Origin of the sequence: Formosa sp. A9 (genome assembly GCF_051200825.1) — a bacterium.
Taxonomy (GTDB): Bacteria; Bacteroidota; Bacteroidia; order Flavobacteriales; family Flavobacteriaceae; genus Formosa.
This window is the reverse complement of sequence record NZ_CP195158.1, coordinates 2,455,885-2,476,521: the sequence shown is the minus strand read 5'-3', so window position 1 is coordinate 2,476,521 and position 20,637 is coordinate 2,455,885. Positions and strand designations below refer to the sequence as shown.

Annotated in this window: 11 protein-coding genes; 9 read left to right on the top strand and 2 right to left on the bottom strand. The window is 37.7% G+C overall.

Annotated features, from left to right (window positions below):
• Complete coding sequence (locus ACR9EA_RS10950; protein WP_435132794.1) at nt 1–1,332, bottom strand: GH1 family beta-glucosidase; 1,332 nt, start codon at nt 1,330–1,332, stop codon at nt 1–3.
• Nucleotides 1,333–1,451: 119 nt separating this feature from the next.
• Here ACR9EA_RS10950 and ACR9EA_RS10945 point away from each other — a divergent pair, with 119 nt between their 5' ends.
• The 7 genes from ACR9EA_RS10945 (at nt 1,452) to katG (ending at nt 12,642) form a co-directional block, all read left to right on the top strand.
• On the top strand, nt 1,452–1,814 hold the full coding sequence (locus ACR9EA_RS10945; protein WP_435132791.1) for a hypothetical protein: 363 nt from the start codon (nt 1,452–1,454) through the stop codon (nt 1,812–1,814).
• Between the two features lie 165 nt (nt 1,815–1,979).
• Complete coding sequence (locus tag ACR9EA_RS10940) at nt 1,980–2,966, top strand: GntR family transcriptional regulator (protein WP_435132789.1); 987 nt, start codon at nt 1,980–1,982, stop codon at nt 2,964–2,966.
• A gap of 3 nt (nt 2,967–2,969) precedes the next feature.
• Nucleotides 2,970–4,457: a xylulokinase gene (locus tag ACR9EA_RS10935; protein ID WP_435132786.1), complete on the top strand. Its 1,488-nt coding sequence runs from the start codon at nt 2,970–2,972 to the stop codon at nt 4,455–4,457.
• 25 nt (nt 4,458–4,482) lie between these two features.
• Nucleotides 4,483–5,808: a xylose isomerase gene (xylA, locus tag ACR9EA_RS10930; protein WP_435132783.1), complete on the top strand. Its 1,326-nt coding sequence runs from the start codon at nt 4,483–4,485 to the stop codon at nt 5,806–5,808.
• 12 nt (nt 5,809–5,820) lie between these two features.
• Entirely contained in the window at nt 5,821–7,236 is a 1,416-nt protein-coding gene (gene xylE, locus ACR9EA_RS10925; protein ID WP_435132780.1) for a D-xylose transporter XylE, read from the top strand.
• 50 nt (nt 7,237–7,286) lie between these two features.
• Nucleotides 7,287–10,157, top strand: coding sequence for a TIM-barrel domain-containing protein (locus ACR9EA_RS10920; RefSeq protein ID WP_435132777.1), 2,871 nt, complete (start codon nt 7,287–7,289; stop codon nt 10,155–10,157).
• A gap of 217 nt (nt 10,158–10,374) precedes the next feature.
• A complete protein-coding gene (gene katG / locus ACR9EA_RS10915) occupies nt 10,375–12,642 on the top strand; it encodes a catalase/peroxidase HPI (RefSeq protein ID WP_435132774.1) in 2,268 nt (755 codons plus the stop codon).
• A gap of 63 nt (nt 12,643–12,705) precedes the next feature.
• Here the strand turns inward: katG and ACR9EA_RS10910 are convergent, their stop codons facing one another.
• On the bottom strand, nt 12,706–15,333 hold the full coding sequence (locus ACR9EA_RS10910; protein WP_435132771.1) for an MGH1-like glycoside hydrolase domain-containing protein: 2,628 nt from the start codon (nt 15,331–15,333) through the stop codon (nt 12,706–12,708).
• Between the two features lie 491 nt (nt 15,334–15,824).
• Here ACR9EA_RS10910 and ACR9EA_RS10905 point away from each other — a divergent pair, with 491 nt between their 5' ends.
• Together ACR9EA_RS10905 and ACR9EA_RS10900 are read left to right on the top strand one after the other, a co-directional pair.
• Entirely contained in the window at nt 15,825–18,335 is a 2,511-nt protein-coding gene (locus ACR9EA_RS10905; protein ID WP_435132768.1) for an L-rhamnose mutarotase, read from the top strand.
• 25 nt (nt 18,336–18,360) lie between these two features.
• Nucleotides 18,361–20,625: an alpha-xylosidase gene (locus tag ACR9EA_RS10900; RefSeq protein ID WP_435132766.1), complete on the top strand. Its 2,265-nt coding sequence runs from the start codon at nt 18,361–18,363 to the stop codon at nt 20,623–20,625.
• The last annotated feature ends 12 nt before the right edge of the window (nt 20,626–20,637 follow it).

The window sequence follows — 20,637 nt, the reverse complement described above, 5'->3', positions numbered from 1 at the left end:
TTAAGATTTTAAAAATGATTGCAACCATAAGGCCGATTGTTTAAAGGTGCGTTTTTGGGTTTTAAAATCGTTGTAAATTAAACCGAATCGCGGTCTGTAGCCATCGGCCCATTCAAAATTATCGATTAAAGTCCAATGAAAAAAACCGCGTATTTTGAAACCTTTGTTTAGCGCTTTCTGTGTAGTTTTTAAGGTGTTTTTAATGTATTTAATGCGTTCCCTATCTTTTATTTTTCCCTTAATTATTTCGTCGTCTAGGCAAATGCCAGATTCTGTAATATAAATAGCATTTACGCCTTTGTAACTACTAAATTTTTTCAACATTTTGTAGAGTCCTTTTGGAAGAACCTCCATGCCCATATTGTTTACCTTAACATTGCGTTTGGTGGCTGGTATCTCGCCTGCATGAAGAATTAGTGGTAAAATGCGATGTTCGGCAACAATCCTAAAGTAATATTGAATTCCAATAAAATCAAAATCAAATACCATGCGTTGTTCGTCACCTGGTTTAAAAAACTTTTCTATTCGGTTAAGTCCTAGAAAGGCATCGTACGGATAGCCTAAACCTAATGCGGGTTCAATAAAAAAGCGGTTTAATAAAGCGTCAATGCGTTTAGCAGCTCTTACATTTAAAATCAATCGGTTTTTTGGGGTGACATACGAACACGAAAACGTGGTGCCAATTTGTGCGTTGGGACAATTTTTCCGAATTATTCTTCCGCCTTCGGCTTGGCAAAGTGTGGCGTGGTGTGCAGCTGGCAGAAAATGTTTCAATCCCTTTTTGCCCGGTGCATGAATTCCCATAAAATAGCCTAAACCTATAAAGCTCATCGGTTCGTTTAAGACCATCCAGTGTTTAACGGTACTAAATTCTTTAGTGCAAAAATCTACATAGTTGCTAAACCAAGAGATAATATCCCGATTGGTCCAGCCGCCTAAGTTTTCTAAATGCTGTGGTAAATCCCAATGGTATAGTGTTACCCAAGGTTCTATATGGTGTTCTTCGCAGGTTTTAATAACGTCGTGATAAAAAGCAATGCCTTTAGGGTTTGTATCTCCAATGCCGTCAGGAAAGATGCGCGACCAAGATATTGAAAAGCGAAACGCAGTTAAATTAAGATGTTTTATTTTTAAAATATCCTCTTTGTAAGTGTTGTAAAAGTCTGTGGCTTCGTTGTTATGAGGGTGTTTAAAATGCGAATTGTTTGTAAATGTATCCCAGATCGATGGGCCTTTGCCGTCTTTATTGTGAGCGCCTTCGGTTTGGTAGGCAGAGGTGGCTACGCCCCAGATGAAATCTTTAGGAAATTTAGAGCGTCTTAATGCGGCCATGTTTAGTAGTTTTGCATAAAATTAAACCGAATTGATCACTAATACGCAATGTTAAGGTTAACCTTATATTAAACTGTAAGTGTATTGATGGAGATGTTTCGGTAATATAATAGGATAAAATGATGCAAATTTCTGAATTGGAAGGTATTTATAATATTGTCGGGACTAATCAAGACGATACGAATACTAGCTACACGGGCACATTAAGTTTACGTTTGAATACCGATGGTCGATTGCTTGCTAAATGGCGTATAGGAAACGATCAGGAGCAATTTGGCGAGGGTTTTTTTAGAGATAATATCTTGGTAATTAACTTTCATTATTACGATGAGGATAGGAATATTTACAGAGGTGTAGTGGTGTATAGATGCCTTTCTAAAGATATTCTAGATGGATTTTGGTCGGAAGAATTTGGGGATCCTAAGTGTTTAGGTGAAGAACGTTGTTTTAGGGTAGGGCATGAACCGGAATTATTAAACTGAAGCGATTAATCTTAAATGCTTGATTGTAAATGAATAGTGATATTCGTTTTTTTAACACTATTTTATTAGTAAATCAATAATTATTAAGATTTAAAATTTGGAAATAGTTAATGATTTGTCTAATATTGTATTCCGTACCAGAACAGACCAGAACGGATGTCAATCATGCATTTTAATATTAATATTGATAGCGAAATTCCTAAGTATCAGCAGTTAGTAGATGCTATTACTAACGAGTTGGCAAATAACAGATTGTTTGTTGGCGATACCTTACCCTCGGTAAATAGTGTTTGCAATACCTACAATTTATCTAGAGATACCGTTTTTAAAGCTTATTCTATTTTAAAGGAGCAAGGCGTTATAGAATCTGTTCCAAATAAAGGCTATTATATAGCGGCAGAAAACAGAAAAGTGCTTTTGGTATTAGATACTTTTAAGGCTTACAAAGAGGTTTTGTATCATGCCTTTGTAAATAACCTGCCAGACAATGTTATTGTAGATATACAGTTTCATCATTATAATATCGAAAACTTTAAAACCATTTTAAGTAATAGTGCTGGGAAATACTACAAATACGTGGTTATGAATTTTAACAATGAAGAGGTTAAAACTGCAATTTCCGATATCGATTCTTCAAAGTTATTACTAATCGATTGGAATATTTATGCTAATGCCAGTAATAATTATGTGTTTCAGGATTTTGGAGCTTCGGCTTACCAATGTTTGGTGGCGGCTAAACCTGCCTTTAAAAAATATAAAAAACTAGTATTTGTTTATCCTCATTTTACGTATCACCCTGCAGAAACTTTAGAAAATTTTATCACATTTTGTCAGGATCATCAATTAGACCACGATGTGGTTACAGACGTAAAATCATTTAAAGTGCAAAAACACGAAGCATATATAAGTGTTAGCGACCGGGTTTTAGGGCAGTTTTTAGAACAATGCCGAAATCATGAATTAGAACCAGGTACAGATGTGGGGTTTTTGTCTTATAACGAAACTCCCATGAAAAAATTCATCTATAAAGGAATTTCTGTAATCTCTACAGATTTTGAAGCCATGGGGCTAAAAGCTGCGGAGTTTATAGGTAGTGATACTGGGGTTAAAGCTTACATACCCACAACGTTAATTTTAAGAGACTCATTATAATTTATGTATTATTTAGGATTAGATATTGGTAGTTCCTCTATAAAAGCAGCACTCGTAGAGTCTGCAACAGGTAAGAGCCTTGGCGTAGTTCAAGAGCCCGAAGAGGAAATGGGCATGTTTGCCCAAGAAAATGGTTGGGCAGAGCAAAAACCAGAAGATTGGTGGAAGCACTGTTGTAACGCCATAAACAAGTTGAAAAAGAAATACAATATTTCTAGAACGCAAATTAAAGGTATCGGGATTTCGTATCAAATGCATGGTTTGGTAATTGTAGATGAAGCGGGAAAACCATTACGAAAAAGTATTATTTGGTGCGATAGTAGAGCGGTGCAAATTGGGCAATCTGCATTTGAAGCTCTTGGCGAAGAGCAATGTACTTCCCATTTATTAAATTCTCCTGCTAATTTTACGGCTTCAAAATTAAAGTGGGTTCAAGAAAACGAGCCAGAGATTTACAAGAAGATTCACAAATTCATGTTGCCAGGAGATTATGTGGCTTTTAGATTTTCTAATGTAATAAATACAACAATTTCTGGATTGTCCGAAGGCATTTTCTGGGATTTTAAAAACAATTCGGTAGCCGACTTTTTGTTAGAGCACTATGGTATAGATAGGGCTTTGGTGCCAAACATTGTCGATACATTTGGTAGTCAATCTTTAGTTGATGAAAAGGGAGAAGCCGAAAGTGGCATTGCCGCCGGCACACCTATTTTTTATCGCGCTGGCGATCAGCCAAACAACGCCTTGTCTTTAAATGTTTTTAATCCTGGCGAAGTAGCTGCTACGGGTGGAACTTCGGGAGTAGTTTACGCTGTAACCGATAACCTGTCTGGTAAAGAAAGCACAAGAGTAAATAATTTTGCACACGTAAATTACACGCAAAGTAACAAGCGTATAGGTAAGTTGTTAAACATAAATGGCGCTGGAATTCAGTACCGATGGTTACTTAAAAATTTAGCAGTAGACTCTTACGAAGAGATGAATACTCTAGCTTCAGAAATACCTGTTGGAGCCGATGGCGTGTGTTTAATTCCGTTTGGAAATGGCGCCGAGCGCATGCTAAACAATGCCCAAATAGGAACTAGAATTGTAAACTTAAATTTAAACAACCACCACAAAGGACATTTATGCAGAGCAGCCTTAGAAGGTATTGCATTTTCGTTTGTATATGGTATGGAAATTTTAAAATCTGACGGCATAAATCCTTCTGTTATTCGTGCAGGAAACGATAACTTATTCCGTTCAGAAATTTTCGCAAATACCGTAGCAACTTTAATAGAGCAAGAAATAGAAATTTATAACACCACGGGAGCTATAGGAGCTGCAAGAGCTGCAAAGCTACATGAAGGAGATTTTGAAAGCTTTGGTAAAGCAATAATAGATAACGACCATGTTATGACGTTTATGCCTTTTAAAGACAAATCTGCATACGTAACGGCATACAATAATTGGAAATCTGAATTAGAACTTATATTACAACAAAAACAATAAATAAATCTTTTAAAAACAATACATTATGGCACTTATAGGAAATAAAGAATACTACAAAGGTATAGGCGAAATTAAATTTGAAGGAAAAGAATCCGATAACCCTTTAGCATTTAAATATTACAATCCAGATCAAATAGTGGCTGGAAAAACCATGAAAGAATGGTTTAAATTTTCGATAGCGTACTGGCATACATTCTGTGCTAAAGGTGGTGATCCGTTTGGTACTGATACTATGAATTTTGAATGGGATAATGCAACAGACCCAATTCAGGCAGCAAAAGATAAAGCTGATGCAGCTTTCGAATTCATTACAAAAATGGGCTTTGGGTATTACTGTTTTCACGATGTAGATTTAGTTCGTGAAGGAAATTCTTTTGGCGAATTAGAAAGCAGATTAGCTACAATAACCGAGTATTTAAAAGAAAAACAAGCGGCTTCAGGTGTTAAATTATTATGGGGAACTGCCAACTGTTTCTCGAATCCACGTTATATGAATGGCGCCTCTACCAACCCAGATTTTAATGTAGTTGCTAGAGCTGGTGGGCAAATTAAATTGGCTTTAGATGCTACTATTGCACTTAATGGTGAAAACTATGTGTTCTGGGGTGGCCGTGAAGGATATATGAGCTTATTAAATACCGATATGGGAAGAGAATTAGACCACATGGGGCAATTCTTAACCATGGCTAGAGATTATGCAAGAGCGCAAGGGTTTAAAGGAAACTTTTTTATCGAGCCTAAACCAATGGAACCTATGAAACATCAATACGATTTCGATACGGCTACAGCTATTGGTTTCTTAAAAGAATACGGTTTAGATAAAGATTTTAAAATTAATATCGAAGTAAATCACGCTACATTGGCACAACACACGTTTCAACATGAAATTGCTGTGGCTGCAAAAGCAGGAATGTTAGGAAGTTTAGATGCTAACCGTGGCGATTACCAAAATGGTTGGGATACAGACCAATTCCCTAACAATATTCAGGAAACAACTGAAGCCATGTTAGTATTCTTAAAAGCTGGCGGCTTACAAGGTGGTGGTGTGAATTTTGATGCTAAAATTAGAAGAAATTCAACCGATTTAGAGGATGTGTTCTTAGCCCATATTGGTGGAGCCGATACTTTTGCTCGTGCCTTACTTACAGCCGACAAAATTATAGCATCATCTGCTTATGATAAATTAAGAACAGAGCGTTACAGTTCGTTCGATTCTGGAAAAGGAAAGGATTTTGAAGCTGGTAAATTAAGTCTTCAAGATTTGTATGCTATTGCTCAAGAGAATGGCGAGTTAGAATTACAAAGCGGAAAACAAGAGTTGTTCGAGAATATTATTAATCAATACATATAGTTTTATATTCTTATGGCAACATCAACAAATACAGGATACCTTATTAAATTAACCATAGTAGCCACCTTAGGGGGGCTACTATTTGGTTACGATACAGCAGTAATTTCGGGAACTGTAGGTTCGTTAGAGCAATTTTTTATTTTACCCTTTGGCTTAGAAGAAACAGCAGCGAATTCGCGTTTGGGATTAGTTGTGTCTAGTGCTTTAATTGGTTGTATTATTGGAGGATTATCTGGTGGTGTAATTAGTAAAAGTTTAGGACGTAAAAACGGACTTATTTTAGCGGCATTACTTTTTCTGCTGTCTGCAATAGGTTCGGCTATGCCAGAAATGCTAATAAAACCTATTGGACAAGCAGACCATACGTTTATCTATATTTTTATAGTTTATAGAATTGTTGGAGGTATAGGTGTAGGTTTGGCTTCCATGCTTTCGCCTTTGTATATTGCCGAAATTGCCCCTGCAAAAATAAGAGGTAAGCTGGTGTCTATGAATCAGTTTGCTATTGTATTTGGTATGTTGGTAGTATATTTTGTTAATTATTACATTTCCAGACAGGGCGACGATACTTGGTTAAATACTGTTGGCTGGCGCTGGATGTTCGCTTCGGAAGTGATTCCGGCAACATTGTTCTTAATCATGTTATTTTTCGTACCCGATACACCGCGTTCTTTGGTTTTAAAGTCTAAATCGGAGAAAGCATTAGAGGTTTTATCGAAAGTTAATGGTTTAGAGGAAGCTAAAGTTATTTTAACAGATATTCAAAATACAGTAGTAAGCCACTCAGGGAAATTGTTTTCTTACGGAATTCCTGTTATTGTAATTGGTGTGTTATTATCTGTATTCCAGCAATTTGTAGGGATTAATGTAGTGCTGTATTATGCTCCAGAAATTTTTAAAAGTATGGGGTCGGGTACAGATGCTTCTTTATTACAAACCATTATTGTGGGGGCTGTAAATTTATTATTTACGGTATTGGCCATTTTAACAGTAGACAAGTTTGGAAGAAAACCATTAATGATTATTGGAGCATTAGGGATGGCTTTTGCCATGTTTGCTCTGGGAACAGCTTTTTATTTAAAATCTGTTGGTATAGGAGCTTTAATTTTTATGCTCATTTATGTGGCAAGTTTTGCCATGAGCTGGGGGCCTGTTTGCTGGGTGCTTTTATCTGAAATCTTCCCGAATAGAATTCGTGGACGCGCCCTAGCGGTAGCGGTTGCTGCACAATGGATTTCGAACTACTTGGTATCTTGGACTTTCCCGATGATGGATAAAAATTCGTATTTACTAGAACAGTTTAATCACGGATTCGCGTATTGGATTTATGGTGTAATGTCTGTACTTGCTACTATTTTAGTATGGAAATTTGTACCAGAAACCAAAGAAAAAACACTAGAAGAAATGGAAAATCTTTGGAAAAAATAAACAAAGACTTCTAGATCAACTAAAAAAACAAACAATTAAAATAAGTATAAATGAAACTAAAAAACATTCATCTAAGTGTGTTGGCAGGTTTGGCTATAGCAAGTTGTTCTTCGCCAACAAAAACATACGAAACGGTAGATGGCGGTGTTGTTGTTAATATAGAAAGTAACGATGGCACAGTAGCAAAAAAACTTCGATTAGAAGTTTTGGGAGACGAATTAGTGCATGTTTCAGCAACGCCAGAACGGGAATTTCCTAAAGATAGTAGTTTAATTATCGTTGCTCAAAAAGCAAAAGTGCCATTCGAAGTTACCGAATCGGGCGATTCCTTACAAGTAGCTACAGCCAAGTTAAATGTTATGGTATCTAAAACCAATGGAGGTATAACGTTTAAAGATAAAGCCGGAAAAAAAATTCTTGCTGAGCAAGTCGGTGGCGGTAAAACTTTTGATCCGATAGAAGTAGATGGCACAAAAGGATACACTGTGCGTCAAATTTTTGACTCGCCACAAGACGAAGCATTTTACGGTTTAGGGCAACATCAATCAGACGAGTTTAATTACAAGGGAAAGAGCGAAGAGTTATTTCAATACAATACCAAAGTGTCGGTACCGTTTATCGTATCGAATAAAAACTACGGATTGCTATGGGATAGTTATGCTTTAAGCAGATTTGGTGATAGCCGTCCATACAAGCAACTTAACGACTTATTCAAGCTGTACGATGCAAATGGTAAAGCGGGTGCTTTAACAGGTACCTATACTTCTAGCGATAAAGGTGTAGAGACTCTAGTAAGAGACGAAAAATCTATCTTTTTTGAAGATATTAAGAGTGCAAAAAACTTGCCTGAAGGCTTTCCTTTAAAAAATGCTAGTGTTACGTATCAAGGCGACATAGAAGCAAACAATTCTGGAGAGTTTAGCTTTATCTTATATTACGCAGGATATATTAAAGTGTATTTAAATGATGAGTTGGTGGTGCCAGAACGTTGGAGAACAGCATGGAACCCAAATAGCTATAAGTTTACCATGAATTTAGAGGCTGGAAAACGCGTGCCTTTACGTATAGAGTGGCAACCCGATGGTGGAGCTTCTTATTGCGGATTAAGAGCTAGAGCACCACAATTAGAAGCCGAGAAAGATAATCAAGTGTGGTGGAGCGAAATGAATAAAAAACTTGATTACTATTTTGTGTATGGTAATTCTATGGATGAGATTATAAAAGGATATAGAACCCTAACAGGTAAATCTCAAGTAATGCCAAAATGGGCTATGGGATACTGGCAAAGTCGCGAGCGTTATAAAACCGAAGACGAAATTTTAGGGGTCTTAAAAGAGTTTAGATCTCGCGAAATCCCTATAGATAATATAGTTTTGGATTGGAACCATTGGGAAGAAGACCAATGGGGAAGTCATGAGTTTGATAAAGCCCGTTTTCCCGATCCTAAAGGAATGGTAGACTCTATACACGCCATGAACGGTAAAATGATGATATCGGTATGGCCTAAATTTTATAAAAACACAGAACACTTTAAAGAGTTCGATGAAAAGGGATGGATGTATCAGCAAGCGATTAAAGATAGTATTCGCGACTGGGTTGGCCCAGGTTATATAGGCTCTTTTTACGATGCCTATTCGGCAGATGCCCGTAAGTTATTCTGGAATCAGATATACGAGCATTATTACCCGTTAAATATCGATGCTTGGTGGATGGATGCCAGCGAACCAAACGTGCGCGATTGTACAGATATGGATTATCGTAAAGCCTTACAAGGTCCAACAGCTCTTGGATCTTCAACAGAATATTTTAATACCTATGCCTTAATGAATGCCGAAGCCATTTACGAAGGGCAACGTAGTGTAGATCCAGACAAGCGTGTATTTTTATTAACGCGTTCTGGTTTTGCCGGTTTACAGCGTTATTCTACGGCTACATGGAGTGGCGATATTGCTACGCGTTGGGAAGATATGAAAGCCCAAATTTCGGCAGGATTAAATTTTGCCGTAAGTGGTATTCCGTATTGGACTATGGATATAGGCGGATTCTGTGTAGAAGACCGTTATGTTTCAGGGCAAACCGTATATAACCAAACAGGTAAAGAAGATGCCGATTATAAAGAATGGCGCGAGCTTAATACGCGTTGGTATCAATTTGGGGCTTTTGCGCCATTATTTAGAGCGCATGGTCAATATCCGTTCCGCGAGGTTTGGAATATCGCACCTAAAGGTCACCCAGCTTACGAATCTATCGTGTATTATACCAATTTAAGATATAGATTGATGCCGTATATTTATACGTTGGCAGGTAAAACGTATTTCGACGATTATACCATTATGCGTCCGTTGGTAATGGATTTTGCTTCAGATAAATCTGTAGAAAATATCAGCGATCAATTCATGTTTGGTCCAGCCTTTATGGCCTGTCCGGTTTATGCTTACGAAGCTCGAAGCAGAGAAGTTTACTTCCCTGCAGGTACAGGATGGTACGATTTCTATACTGGAAATTTCATTTCAGGAGGTCAAACAAAAACTGTCGATGCGCCTTACGAACATATGCCGCTGTTTGTTAAATCAGGATCTATAATTCCTGTGGGGCCAGAAATTCAGTACACCGATGAAAAGCAAGCCGACACTATAGTGCTTTATGTTTACAAAGGCGAAAATGGCGAGTTTACATTGTACGAAGACGAAGGCGGTAATTATAACTACGAAAAAGGCGATTATGCCAATATTCCATTCCGTTATAACGATGCAACTAGTACATTAACTATCGGTAAGCGTCAAGGCGAGTTTAAAGGTATGCTTAAAGACAGAACGTTTGTAATAGTAACCGTAAGTAAAGACCAGCCAAAAGCTTTCGATTTTGATGCTAATGGTAAAACAATAACTTACAACGGAACCGAGCAAACCATTCAGTTATAATATCGTTTAATTGGCGTTATAACATCAGTTAACGCTTAATCAAAAATCCCCATAAAGGCTGTTGCTTTTGTGGGGATTTTTTTGTTGGTGTTCAGTTGATTATCTTGAATCATTGTTTTTGTCGATTGTAAAATAAAAACAATCAATTTCATTTATAATTTTTGAATAGGCCTTCTATTTACTTTTGAACCACCATTAATTATAAAAATTAACAAACATGAAGAATTTTCTACAATTAGGTTTGCTGGCGGTATTAGGAGTATCGATTTCAGCATGCCAAGGAAAAAAAGAAGATGTTGCCGCAGTAGATGCAGCCTCTGGAGCAACTAAAACAGAAAAGAAAGCTACAACTAACGAAGATTGGTGGCCAAACCAATTAAATGTTAGTATTCTGCGTCAAAATTCAGAGTTATCGAATCCTATGCAAGAGGATTTTAACTATGCAGAAGCATTTAACAGTTTAGATTATACTGCTTTAAAGGAAGATATAAGAAAAGTGTTAACCGAGTCGCAAGATTGGTGGCCGGCAGATTTCGGTCATTATGGTGGATTATTTATCCGTATGGCATGGCATAGTGCGGGGACGTATAGAAGTGCCGATGGCCGTGGTGGTTCGCGAGCAGGACAGCAGCGTTTTGCCCCGTTAAATAGCTGGCCAGATAATGCGAACTTAGATAAAGCACGCCGTTTAATTTGGCCTATTAAACAAAAGTATGGTAACAAAATTTCTTGGGCCGATTTAATGGTGTTAACCGGAAACGTTGCTTTAGAAGATATGGGCTTTGAAACCTTTGGTTTTGCCGGCGGTCGTGAAGATACTTGGGAACCAGAAAAAGATGTGTATTGGGGAGCCGAAAAAACATGGTTGAGCGATGATAAACGTTACTCTGGCGATCGTGAGTTAGAGGATCCGTTAGCAGCTGTACAAATGGGCTTAATTTATGTAAACCCAGAGGGGCCAAACGGTAATCCAGATCCGCTTTTAGCTGCCGATGATATTCGTGCTACTTTTGGTAGAATGGGTATGAATGAAGAGGAAACCGTAGCTTTAATTGCTGGTGGACACACCTTAGGTAAAGCGCATGGTGCAGGAGATGCCAAACACGTTGGGGCAGACCCGGAAGCAGCTAGTATAGAAGAGCAAGGTTTTGGTTGGAAGAGTGATTATAAATCGGGGAAAGGGAAAGATGCTATTACCTCTGGTTTAGAAGTAACCTGGACGAATACACCAACGCGCTGGAGCCACATGTTCTTTTTCAGTTTATTTGAAAATGAGTGGGAATTAACTAAAAGTCCTGCAGGAGCTCACCAATGGGTAGCTAAAGGCGAGCCTAAAATGATGGTTCCAGATGCTTATGAGGAAGGAAAAATGCACAAGCCAACCATGTTCACAACCGATCTTTCGTTACGAATGGATCCGAGTTTCGAGAAAATATCCAGACGTTTTTACGAAAATCCAGAAGAGTTTAACAAAGCCTTTGCTCGAGCTTGGTTTAAGCTAACACACCGCGATATGGGGCCAAAAACGACGTATTTAGGTCCAGAAGCACCAACAGAAGATTTAATTTGGCAAGATCCAATTCCTGCAGTAAATCATGCGTTAATTAACGCTAGTGATATAGCGAATTTGAAAACCCACATCTTAAATTCAGGGTTGAGTATTTCAGAATTAGTAGCTACAGCTTGGGCTTCAGCTTCAACTTATAGAGGATCGGACAGACGTGGTGGCGCAAATGGTGCAAGAATTCGTTTAGCACCTCAAAAAGATTGGGAAGTAAATAACCCGAAGCAATTAGCAAAAGTATTAGCTGTATTAGAAGGTATTCAAGCAGATTTCAATGGGAAATCTGGAGCTAAGCAAGTGTCTTTAGCCGATTTAATTGTATTGGCAGGTGATGCTGCTGTAGAACAAGCGGCTAAAAATGCAGGCTATGCGGTAAAAATAGACTTTGTTCCTGGACGCATGGATGCTTCGCAAGAGCAAACCGATGTTGAGTCTTTCGGCTTGTTAGAGCCAATGGCTGATGGTTTCAGAAATTATTTGAAGACTAAATACACCATTCCAACAGAAGAATTATTGGTAGATAAAGCGCAATTATTAACCCTTACAGCGCCAGAAATGACAGTATTAGTAGGTGGTATGCGTTCTTTAGGTGCGAATTATAATGGTTCTAAAGATGGTATTTTTAACACGAATACAAATGAATTATCTAACGATTTCTTTGTGAATTTATTAGATATGAGTACAGAGTGGAGTGCAAGTTCTGATACTAAAGAAGCGTTTGAAGGTAAGGATAGAAAAACCGGCGACGTTAAATACACAGCGACTCGTGCCGATTTAATTTTCGGATCGAATTCTGAATTAAGAGCTTTAGCCGAGGTGTATGCTAGCGACGATGCGAAAGCACAATTTGTGAAAGACTTTGTTGCTGCCTGGGATAAAGTCATGAAATTAGATCGTTTCGATTTAATTTATAAACAATAAAAATACAGACAAAACTAATAGTAAGCATCACCCTGATTATGGTTTCAGGGTGATGCTTTTTTTTTATTGCCCTTCGTTTTCTAATTCCATAATAAGGTTGCCAATTAAGGCAGTCCATCCCGTTTGGTGCGAGGCTCCTAAACCTTTCCCAGTATCGCCATCAAAAAATTCGTAAAAAAGATGGAGGTGTTTAAAGTCTTCATTCGAGGTGTACATGCGGTTATGGTCGTCTGAATGGTATTGGTATTTACCATTGGTATTGCGTTCAAACAATTTTATTAATCGCTTGCTTAGTGCATTAGCAATTTGCTTTAGATTGAGTTTTTTACCTGAACCTGTTGGGAATTCATAAGTGTAAGAATCACCATAAAATTTATAATATTTTCTGAGCGATTGAATAATCATATAGTTAAGCGGTAGCCAAATAGGACCGCGCCAGTTGGAGTTGCCACCAAACATATTAGAACGACTTTCTCCTGGCTCGTACTGTATTTGGTGATGCCCGTGGTGTTGAAATACGTACGGATGTTTTTCGTGATATTTAGACAGAGAGCGAATACCGTATTCCGATAAAAATTCATCTTCATCTAATAAGCGTTTTAAAATGTGTTCTAACCTGAAACCACGCATAATGGAAAATAAGTAATTACCGTCGGCATTAACTTCTTCAATTCTAGAAATGAGCGAAGCTAAATCGGGGCGCGTTTTAATAATTTCTACAGCTCTTAATTTAAAATCTTTTAATTCATCAAAGAGCGTTTTATGAATGATTTCTACGGCGAACATGGGTATTATCCCAACCAGCGATCTTACTTTTAACCGGTCTGTTGCTCCAGTAGCCATTTCTACAACATCGTAATAAAAATTATCTTCGTCGTCCCATAACGATAGGTTTTTCTTCCCGATATGGTGCATGGCCCAGGCAATATTCAAGAAATGCCTAAAGAATTTTGCCGCGTGTTCTTCGTAAATCGCATTGGTTTTAGAAAGTTCTAAAGACATTCTAAGCATGTTAAGAGTAAACATGGCCATCCAGCTGGTGGCATCGGCTTGCTGCATTCTCGTTATACCTTCTGGCATGTGGTTGCGATCGAATACACCAATGTTGTCTAAGCCTAAAAACCCGCCTTCAAATAAATCGGTACCGTTTTTATCTTTTTGGTTTACCCACCAAGTAAAATTTATTAGTAGTTTTTGGAAAGCGGTTTCTAAAAATGGAATATCGCCTTGCCCGTAGCGTTTTTTGTCTTTTTCGTAAACCGTCCAAACAGCCCAAGAATGCACTGGCGGATTAACATCGCTAAAATTCCATTCGTAAGCAGGAATTTGTCCGTTAGGGTGCATGTAATTTTCACGTAATACCAACAGTAATTGCTCTTTGGCAAAGTAGGGGTCTACCTCTACAAACGACGCCATGTGGAAAGCCAGATCCCAAGCGGCATACCACGGATATTCCCATTTGTCGGGCATAGAGATAATATGTCTGTTGGTAAGGTGTTGCCAGTTGTGATTTCGGAGGTTAGAACGGTAAGGAGTGGTTTCTCCTGGACCACCAAACAACCATTTAAAGACATCGTAATAATAAAACTGCTTGCTCCATAATAATCCGGAAAATGCACTTTTTACAATGGATTTATGTGGTTTGGATAGGTTTTTCTTTATAATATCGTTGTAAAAGGCCTCGCAATCGTTTATGCGGTCTGCCACAATTTTATCGAAATTTAAAAAAGGAGCGTCTAGTTTCTTTTTACTTAATCGTACTTTAACCGTTTTGGCTTCTCCGGGTTGAAGTATAAATTGATGCCAGATAGCTAATTTAGAACCGTTTTTTTCGGGATTGACGGTGTTTTTTCCAGAAACAACATGGTCGTTAATTCCGTCTTTAACATAAAGCACATCGTTAGGCACATTATAAACCAGTTGATTGTTGGTTTCATTTTCGCAAAATAAAGGCGTGCCTTTATCGAAATAAAAGAAATACTTTCCGTTTCGCGTACTTCTGGTTTCTACGTAACCCTCTTCGGTAGCTTTCATATTTGGTCTGGAAAATTTTTTATTGTGTTTCCAGAAATTTCGATACCATAAATGGGGTAATACATGAATTGGAGCCGTTTTAGTACCTCTGTTTATTACGGTAATTTTTAAAAGAATATCGTCTACATCTGCTTTGGCATATTCTATAAAACAATCAAAATACGCATTGTTATCAAATGCTGTTGTGTCTAAAATCTCGTATTCGTTTTCGTCTCTACTTCGTTTGTTTTTTTCAATTAATTCGGCATAAGGGAATTCGTTTTGAGGATATTTATACAGGTATTTACAATACGAATGGGTTGGAGACGACACCAAGTGGTAATACAGTTCTTTTACATCTTCGCCATGATTACCTTCGTTATTGGTTAAGCCAAACAGGCGTTCTTTTAGTATGGGGTCTTTACCGTTCCAAAAGGCTGGTGCCAGACATAATATTTCGCGTGCATCGCAAAATCCTGCTATGCCTTCTTCGCCCCAACGGTAAGCATTACTTCTGGCTTTATCGTGATTAACAAACGTCCAGGCCTCGCCATTATCGCTGTAATCTTCGCGTACGGTGCCCCATTGTCTTTCTGCAAGATATGGCCCCCAGTTTTTCCAACTTTTATAAGGATCTGTAATAGATAATCTATCTAATTCAAAAATATTGTGTGTCATATTAAGAGCAGCAAAAGTTAAATATGTTACCACTTGTTGTGGTTAGTAATCTCTAGTGTTTGTGTTATGTCTCTGATAAAAATAAGATTTAATTACTTAAGAATGAAAGTATAAAATCACAATTGATTATTTGTTACAATACAAAGCATTCTATTGTTGTTTTAGGAAAAATACCATGAAATAATTAAGAAGATTGATTGCGATAATTTTTAATTGATGTATTAATGCTTTCGTTTTTTAAGGTTTGTTATTGCAGAGAGTTGTGTTAGACTTTGGTTTTTTAGTTTTGGTTGAAGTCCGATTTTATAAATAATATAAAATTTAACTTTCTATTTTTACAAAATCAACAATTTATTAACCTGTTTTTTAGCGTTTTAATATTAAATGAAGATGAATAGGTAACGATTGCGAAGTTATGAGGCTAATTTTTAGCGTCTTATTCTGAATAAAGAAAGAAATCAAAATATAATTTAAATTAAAATCATTTTAACATGATAAAGCTTACAAGAGCTTTTTGTTTTAGTATAGTATTACTTTTAGGGGTAGTTTATAATGCTTGCGCTACAGAAATTTGGGTAAGTATTAACGGAAACGATACTCACGAAGGTACAAAAGTGGCGCCTTTGGCTACTTTAAATATGGCCTTGAGAAAAGCCCGAGAATTACGCCGATTAAAAGATTCTGGAATAGCAAATGGTATTCGAATCATTTTATTAGAAGGGACTTATTTTTTAAATACACCAATATTTATCCGTCCAGAAGATTCTGGTACAGCAACAAGCCCAACAATAATTGAAGCCTATAAGGATTCTAAACCCATAATTAGTGGTGGGATGCGTGTGCCTAATTGGAAAAAAGCGGGCTCTGTAAACGGGTTAAAATCGGGGACTGTTTGGGTGGCCGATGCCCCAAAACAAGCAGGAACATTGTTAAATTACAGACAATTGTGGGTTAATGGTGTAAAAGCAACACGAGCAAAATCGACTACAGGAAGTAAAATGAATCGTATTTTGTCTTGGGATAAAGCGTCAGAAACCTGTTGGATTCCATTAGAAAATAAATCGTTAGCCTATGAGGCAGGCATGGAAATGTGTATTCAGCAGTGGTGGGCAATAGCCAACTTACGTATTTCGGATATTGAAGTAAAAGGCGATAGTGCTAAATTATCGTTCTTACAACCAGAAAGCAAAATACAAAGCGAACACCCTTGGCCAGCTCCTTGGATATCCAAAACCACTGGAAACTCACCATTCTATCTAAATAATGCTTTAGCATTCTTAGACGAGCCGGGCGAATGGTATTTAGACAAGGCAAATGCAAAACTGTATTATTACCCACGAAAAGGCGAACAGCTTAATAATTTAGAGGTAGTAGTACCTGTACTAGAAAATTTGGTAACGGTTAAAGGAACCATAGATAACCTGGTAGAACATGTACATTTTAAAGGTATTTCATTTCAACATAGTAATTGGCTGCGCCCTTCAGAACAAGGTCACGTGCCGTTGCAAGCAGGAATGTATTTATTGGATGCCTATAAGTTGAAAGTTCCAGGTACGCCCGATAAGGCTGGTTTAGAAAATCAGGGGTGGATTGGTAGACCAAGAGCTGCCATGGAAATAAATTACGCTCATAATTTGTTAGTTGAAGGTTGCGAGTTTACACATTTATCTTCAACCGGATTAGACTTACATAGAGGGACGAAGCACAATGTTGTTTCAGGTAATCTGTTTAAAGATATTGGGGGCAGCGGAATTAATGTAGGTGTGTTTTCAGACGAAGCATTCGAAACACATTTGCCTTACAATCCTAAAGATAGCAGAGAAATTTGCGAATACGAGCGCATTACCGATAATTTAATTACCGATGTAACCAATGAAGATTGGGGGACTGTTGGAATTAGTGCAGGCTTTGTAAAGGATATTACTATTGCCCATAACGAAATTTCGGAGGTTTCGTATACAGGTATTGGTTTGGGTTGGGGATGGACCAAGACTGTAAATGTTATGCAAAACAATACGGTAAAGGGCAATTACATCCATCATTACGGGAAACATCTTTACGATGTTGCTGCAATTTATACTTTGTCGGCACAGCCTAAAAGTGTGATAACAGAGAATGTTGTAGAAGATATTTATTATAATCCGTATGCCCACGATCCGTACCATTGGTTTTATTTATATACAGACGAAGGCTCGTCGTATTTTACTGTCGAAAACAATTGGGTGCCATCAGAAAAATTCCTTCAAAATGCTAATGGCCCAGATAATGTATGGCAAAATAATAACGCCTATGTGGCCGATAGCATTAAAGCGAATGCAGGTATTCGTAAGCCTTATCAACATTTAAAAACCGAAGTAGTAACCGATAGAGAATGGCCGTTACAGGAAGTCCTACATTACGCTGCTTTAGAGTTAATTGGGACTGATTTTTCCGCGAGTGAAATTCAATCGATTGCGACTAAACATGGGGTTATAGCGCCACAATTGTACCAATGGAATAATCATTTGGTATTGTATGGCAAACTAAATCATATAGACTTGTTACAGCAACGTTTAGAGGTAGAATATCCTACTGCTAAAATTAAAGCTTACGATGTACCCGTATATAATTTTAACAAATACGAAAGGTGTAAAGATACCAATTTGGCACCCCAATGGAAACATGTCTTGTTAACGGCAAATTTGGTAGATAATGCCCAGTTGCAAAACGAATATTTGGAATACCACAACATCCAGTTTAAAGACTGGCCAGAGGTTGCCCAAGGGTTTTGTAATGCTAATTTTCAGCAGCTGCAAGTGTTTAAAAATAACAGGCAATTACTATTGGTAATTAGTATTCCTGAAACAAGTACCCTAGAAGAACTAAACCCCAAAACTACCGAAAATAATCCTAAAGTCGAGGAGTGGAATGCTTTAATGAAAAAGTATCAAACAGGAATTGAAGGCGCAAAACCAGGAGAAACGTGGGTGTTTTTAAAACCGCTCCAAACGAGCAACGAATAGTTTAGAAAAGATTATAAAAAATATAATGAAACAAACCAACCATCAATTTTTCGATTTTCTAGATTTTGATACCGACTTATCCCAAGAAGTTGGTGTTTCAAAACTTTGGAAATCCTGTAAACCTACTGCAATATCCCAAAATGGTTTGGGCGTTATGTTAACAGTACCCTTTCAGGCACAGCAAGTATCTAACGAAATTGTTCCAGACGAAACAATCGCGCGTAAATCATATCAGGTTATAATTCGCGCTTATGGTTCATCTATTTTACGTTTAAGCATCGCTTTTGATGGCACTGTGGAAGACGATTCCGAAATGTTACAAATGGCCGACGAGGTAACCGAAACTGCATTACAATTTACGGTTTTCGAAAATCATTGGATTATAGAAGATACCACAGGCGTTATTAAGGCTAAAATAGATTTATCGACTCCAAAAATTGATTATTGGAGCGATTTATTGCCTGCGCCACAAGAATCTTTCGAAGCCGTATTATATCCCGATGGTGTTACGTCAATACAAGTAAGTGGACACGATCAGTTTTTTCCAAGACGTATGGATGCCATGTCTTTGGCGTTTATTACAAAAAACGGCATTCCAGATAAAAGTACCATGTCCTTTGCCGCAAAACCAGACGAAAAGTTTGTAGGCACTGGCGAACGCTTTTCTAAAATGGATTTATCGGGGCATACGTTTCAACTTAAAAATCAGGATGGACAGGGTGTAAATAATAAAAGAACCTATAAAAATATCCCATTTTATTTGTCTAGCGAAGGTTACGGTTTATTTATGCATACCTCGGCCTACAGTAAATTATCGCTTACAGATTTTTCTACACGATCGGTACAAATATTAACCGAAGAGCCTGTGTTAGATTTGTTTTTAATGGCAGGGGAGACACCCGAACGCATTATTTATAATTATAAACAACTTACAGGGTTTCCAGAAGTGCCGCCATTATGGAGTTTTGGTGTTTGGATGAGTAGAATGACCTATTTCTCGGCAGATGAGGTTAACGAGATTTGTTACCGATTGCGGTTAGAAGATTACCCTTGCGATGTTATTCATTTAGATACGGGCTGGTTCGAAACCGATTGGTTATGCGAATGGAAATTTAATCCAGAACGCTTTCCAAATCCGAAACAATTCATTAGCAATTTAAAGGAAAAAGGCTATCGTATTAGTCTGTGGCAATTGCCATATATTGCCGAAGATGCCGAGCAATATACTGAAGCGAAGCAACAACATTACATGTGTACTGTTAAGACTAAAAAAGAACAAGATGGTTCTAATTTTAGTACGTTAGATTATGCAGGAACTATAGATTTTACCTACCCTAAAGCGGTTAATTGGTATAAAGATTTACTTCGGAATCTTTTAGATATGGGGGTTGCGGCTATAAAAACCGATTTTGGTGAAGAAATACATATGGATGCCGTTTACCATAACATGTCGCCAGAAAAGCTCAATAACTTATATGCTTTACTATATCAAAAAGCAGCTTTCGAAGTTACTAAAGAAGTGACTGGCGACGGGCTAGTATGGGCAAGAGCAGGTTGGGCTGGTTGCCAAAGATACCCTATTCACTGGGGTGGAGATGCAGCAGCATCTTGGGATGGTATGGCTGGCTCTTTAAAAGGAGGTCTGCATTTAGGATTATCTGGATTTGGGTTTTGGAGTCACGACGTACCTGGTTTTCATGGTGTTCCTGATTTTATGAATGCCGTAATTCCAGACGATTTGTATGTGCGTTGGACTCAATTTGGAGTGTTTACTTCGCATATTCGCTATCATGGAACGTCTAAACGGGAACCTTATTATTATCCAGAAATTGCTGATATAGTAAGGTCTTGGTGGAAATTACGCTACGCCTTGTTACCTTATATTTGGGAACAAAGCAAGTTAACCACAACAACAGGATACCCTGTACTACGCGCCCTGCTTATGCACCATCCAGAAGACAGCATGTGTTGGCACATTGACGACCAGTATTATTTTGGAGACGATTTTTTGGTGGCTCCAATTATGAATTCAGAAAACACAAGACAAGTGTATTTACCCGAGGGAAATTGGGTGAATTTCTTTACCGGGGAACGTATGGAAGGTCAAAAATGGCTTAAATCGTTTAAATCAAATTTAAGCGACATGCCTGTTTGGGTAAAGGCGAATACCGAAATTCCGATGTATTTGGAGTCGGTAAATTGTACAGACGAAATGGATTTCAATAAAACAAAAACAATAAAAATAGATACAGGGTTTAAAGGTATTTGGACTCTTATCAATACAATGTAACCAATAAAACTA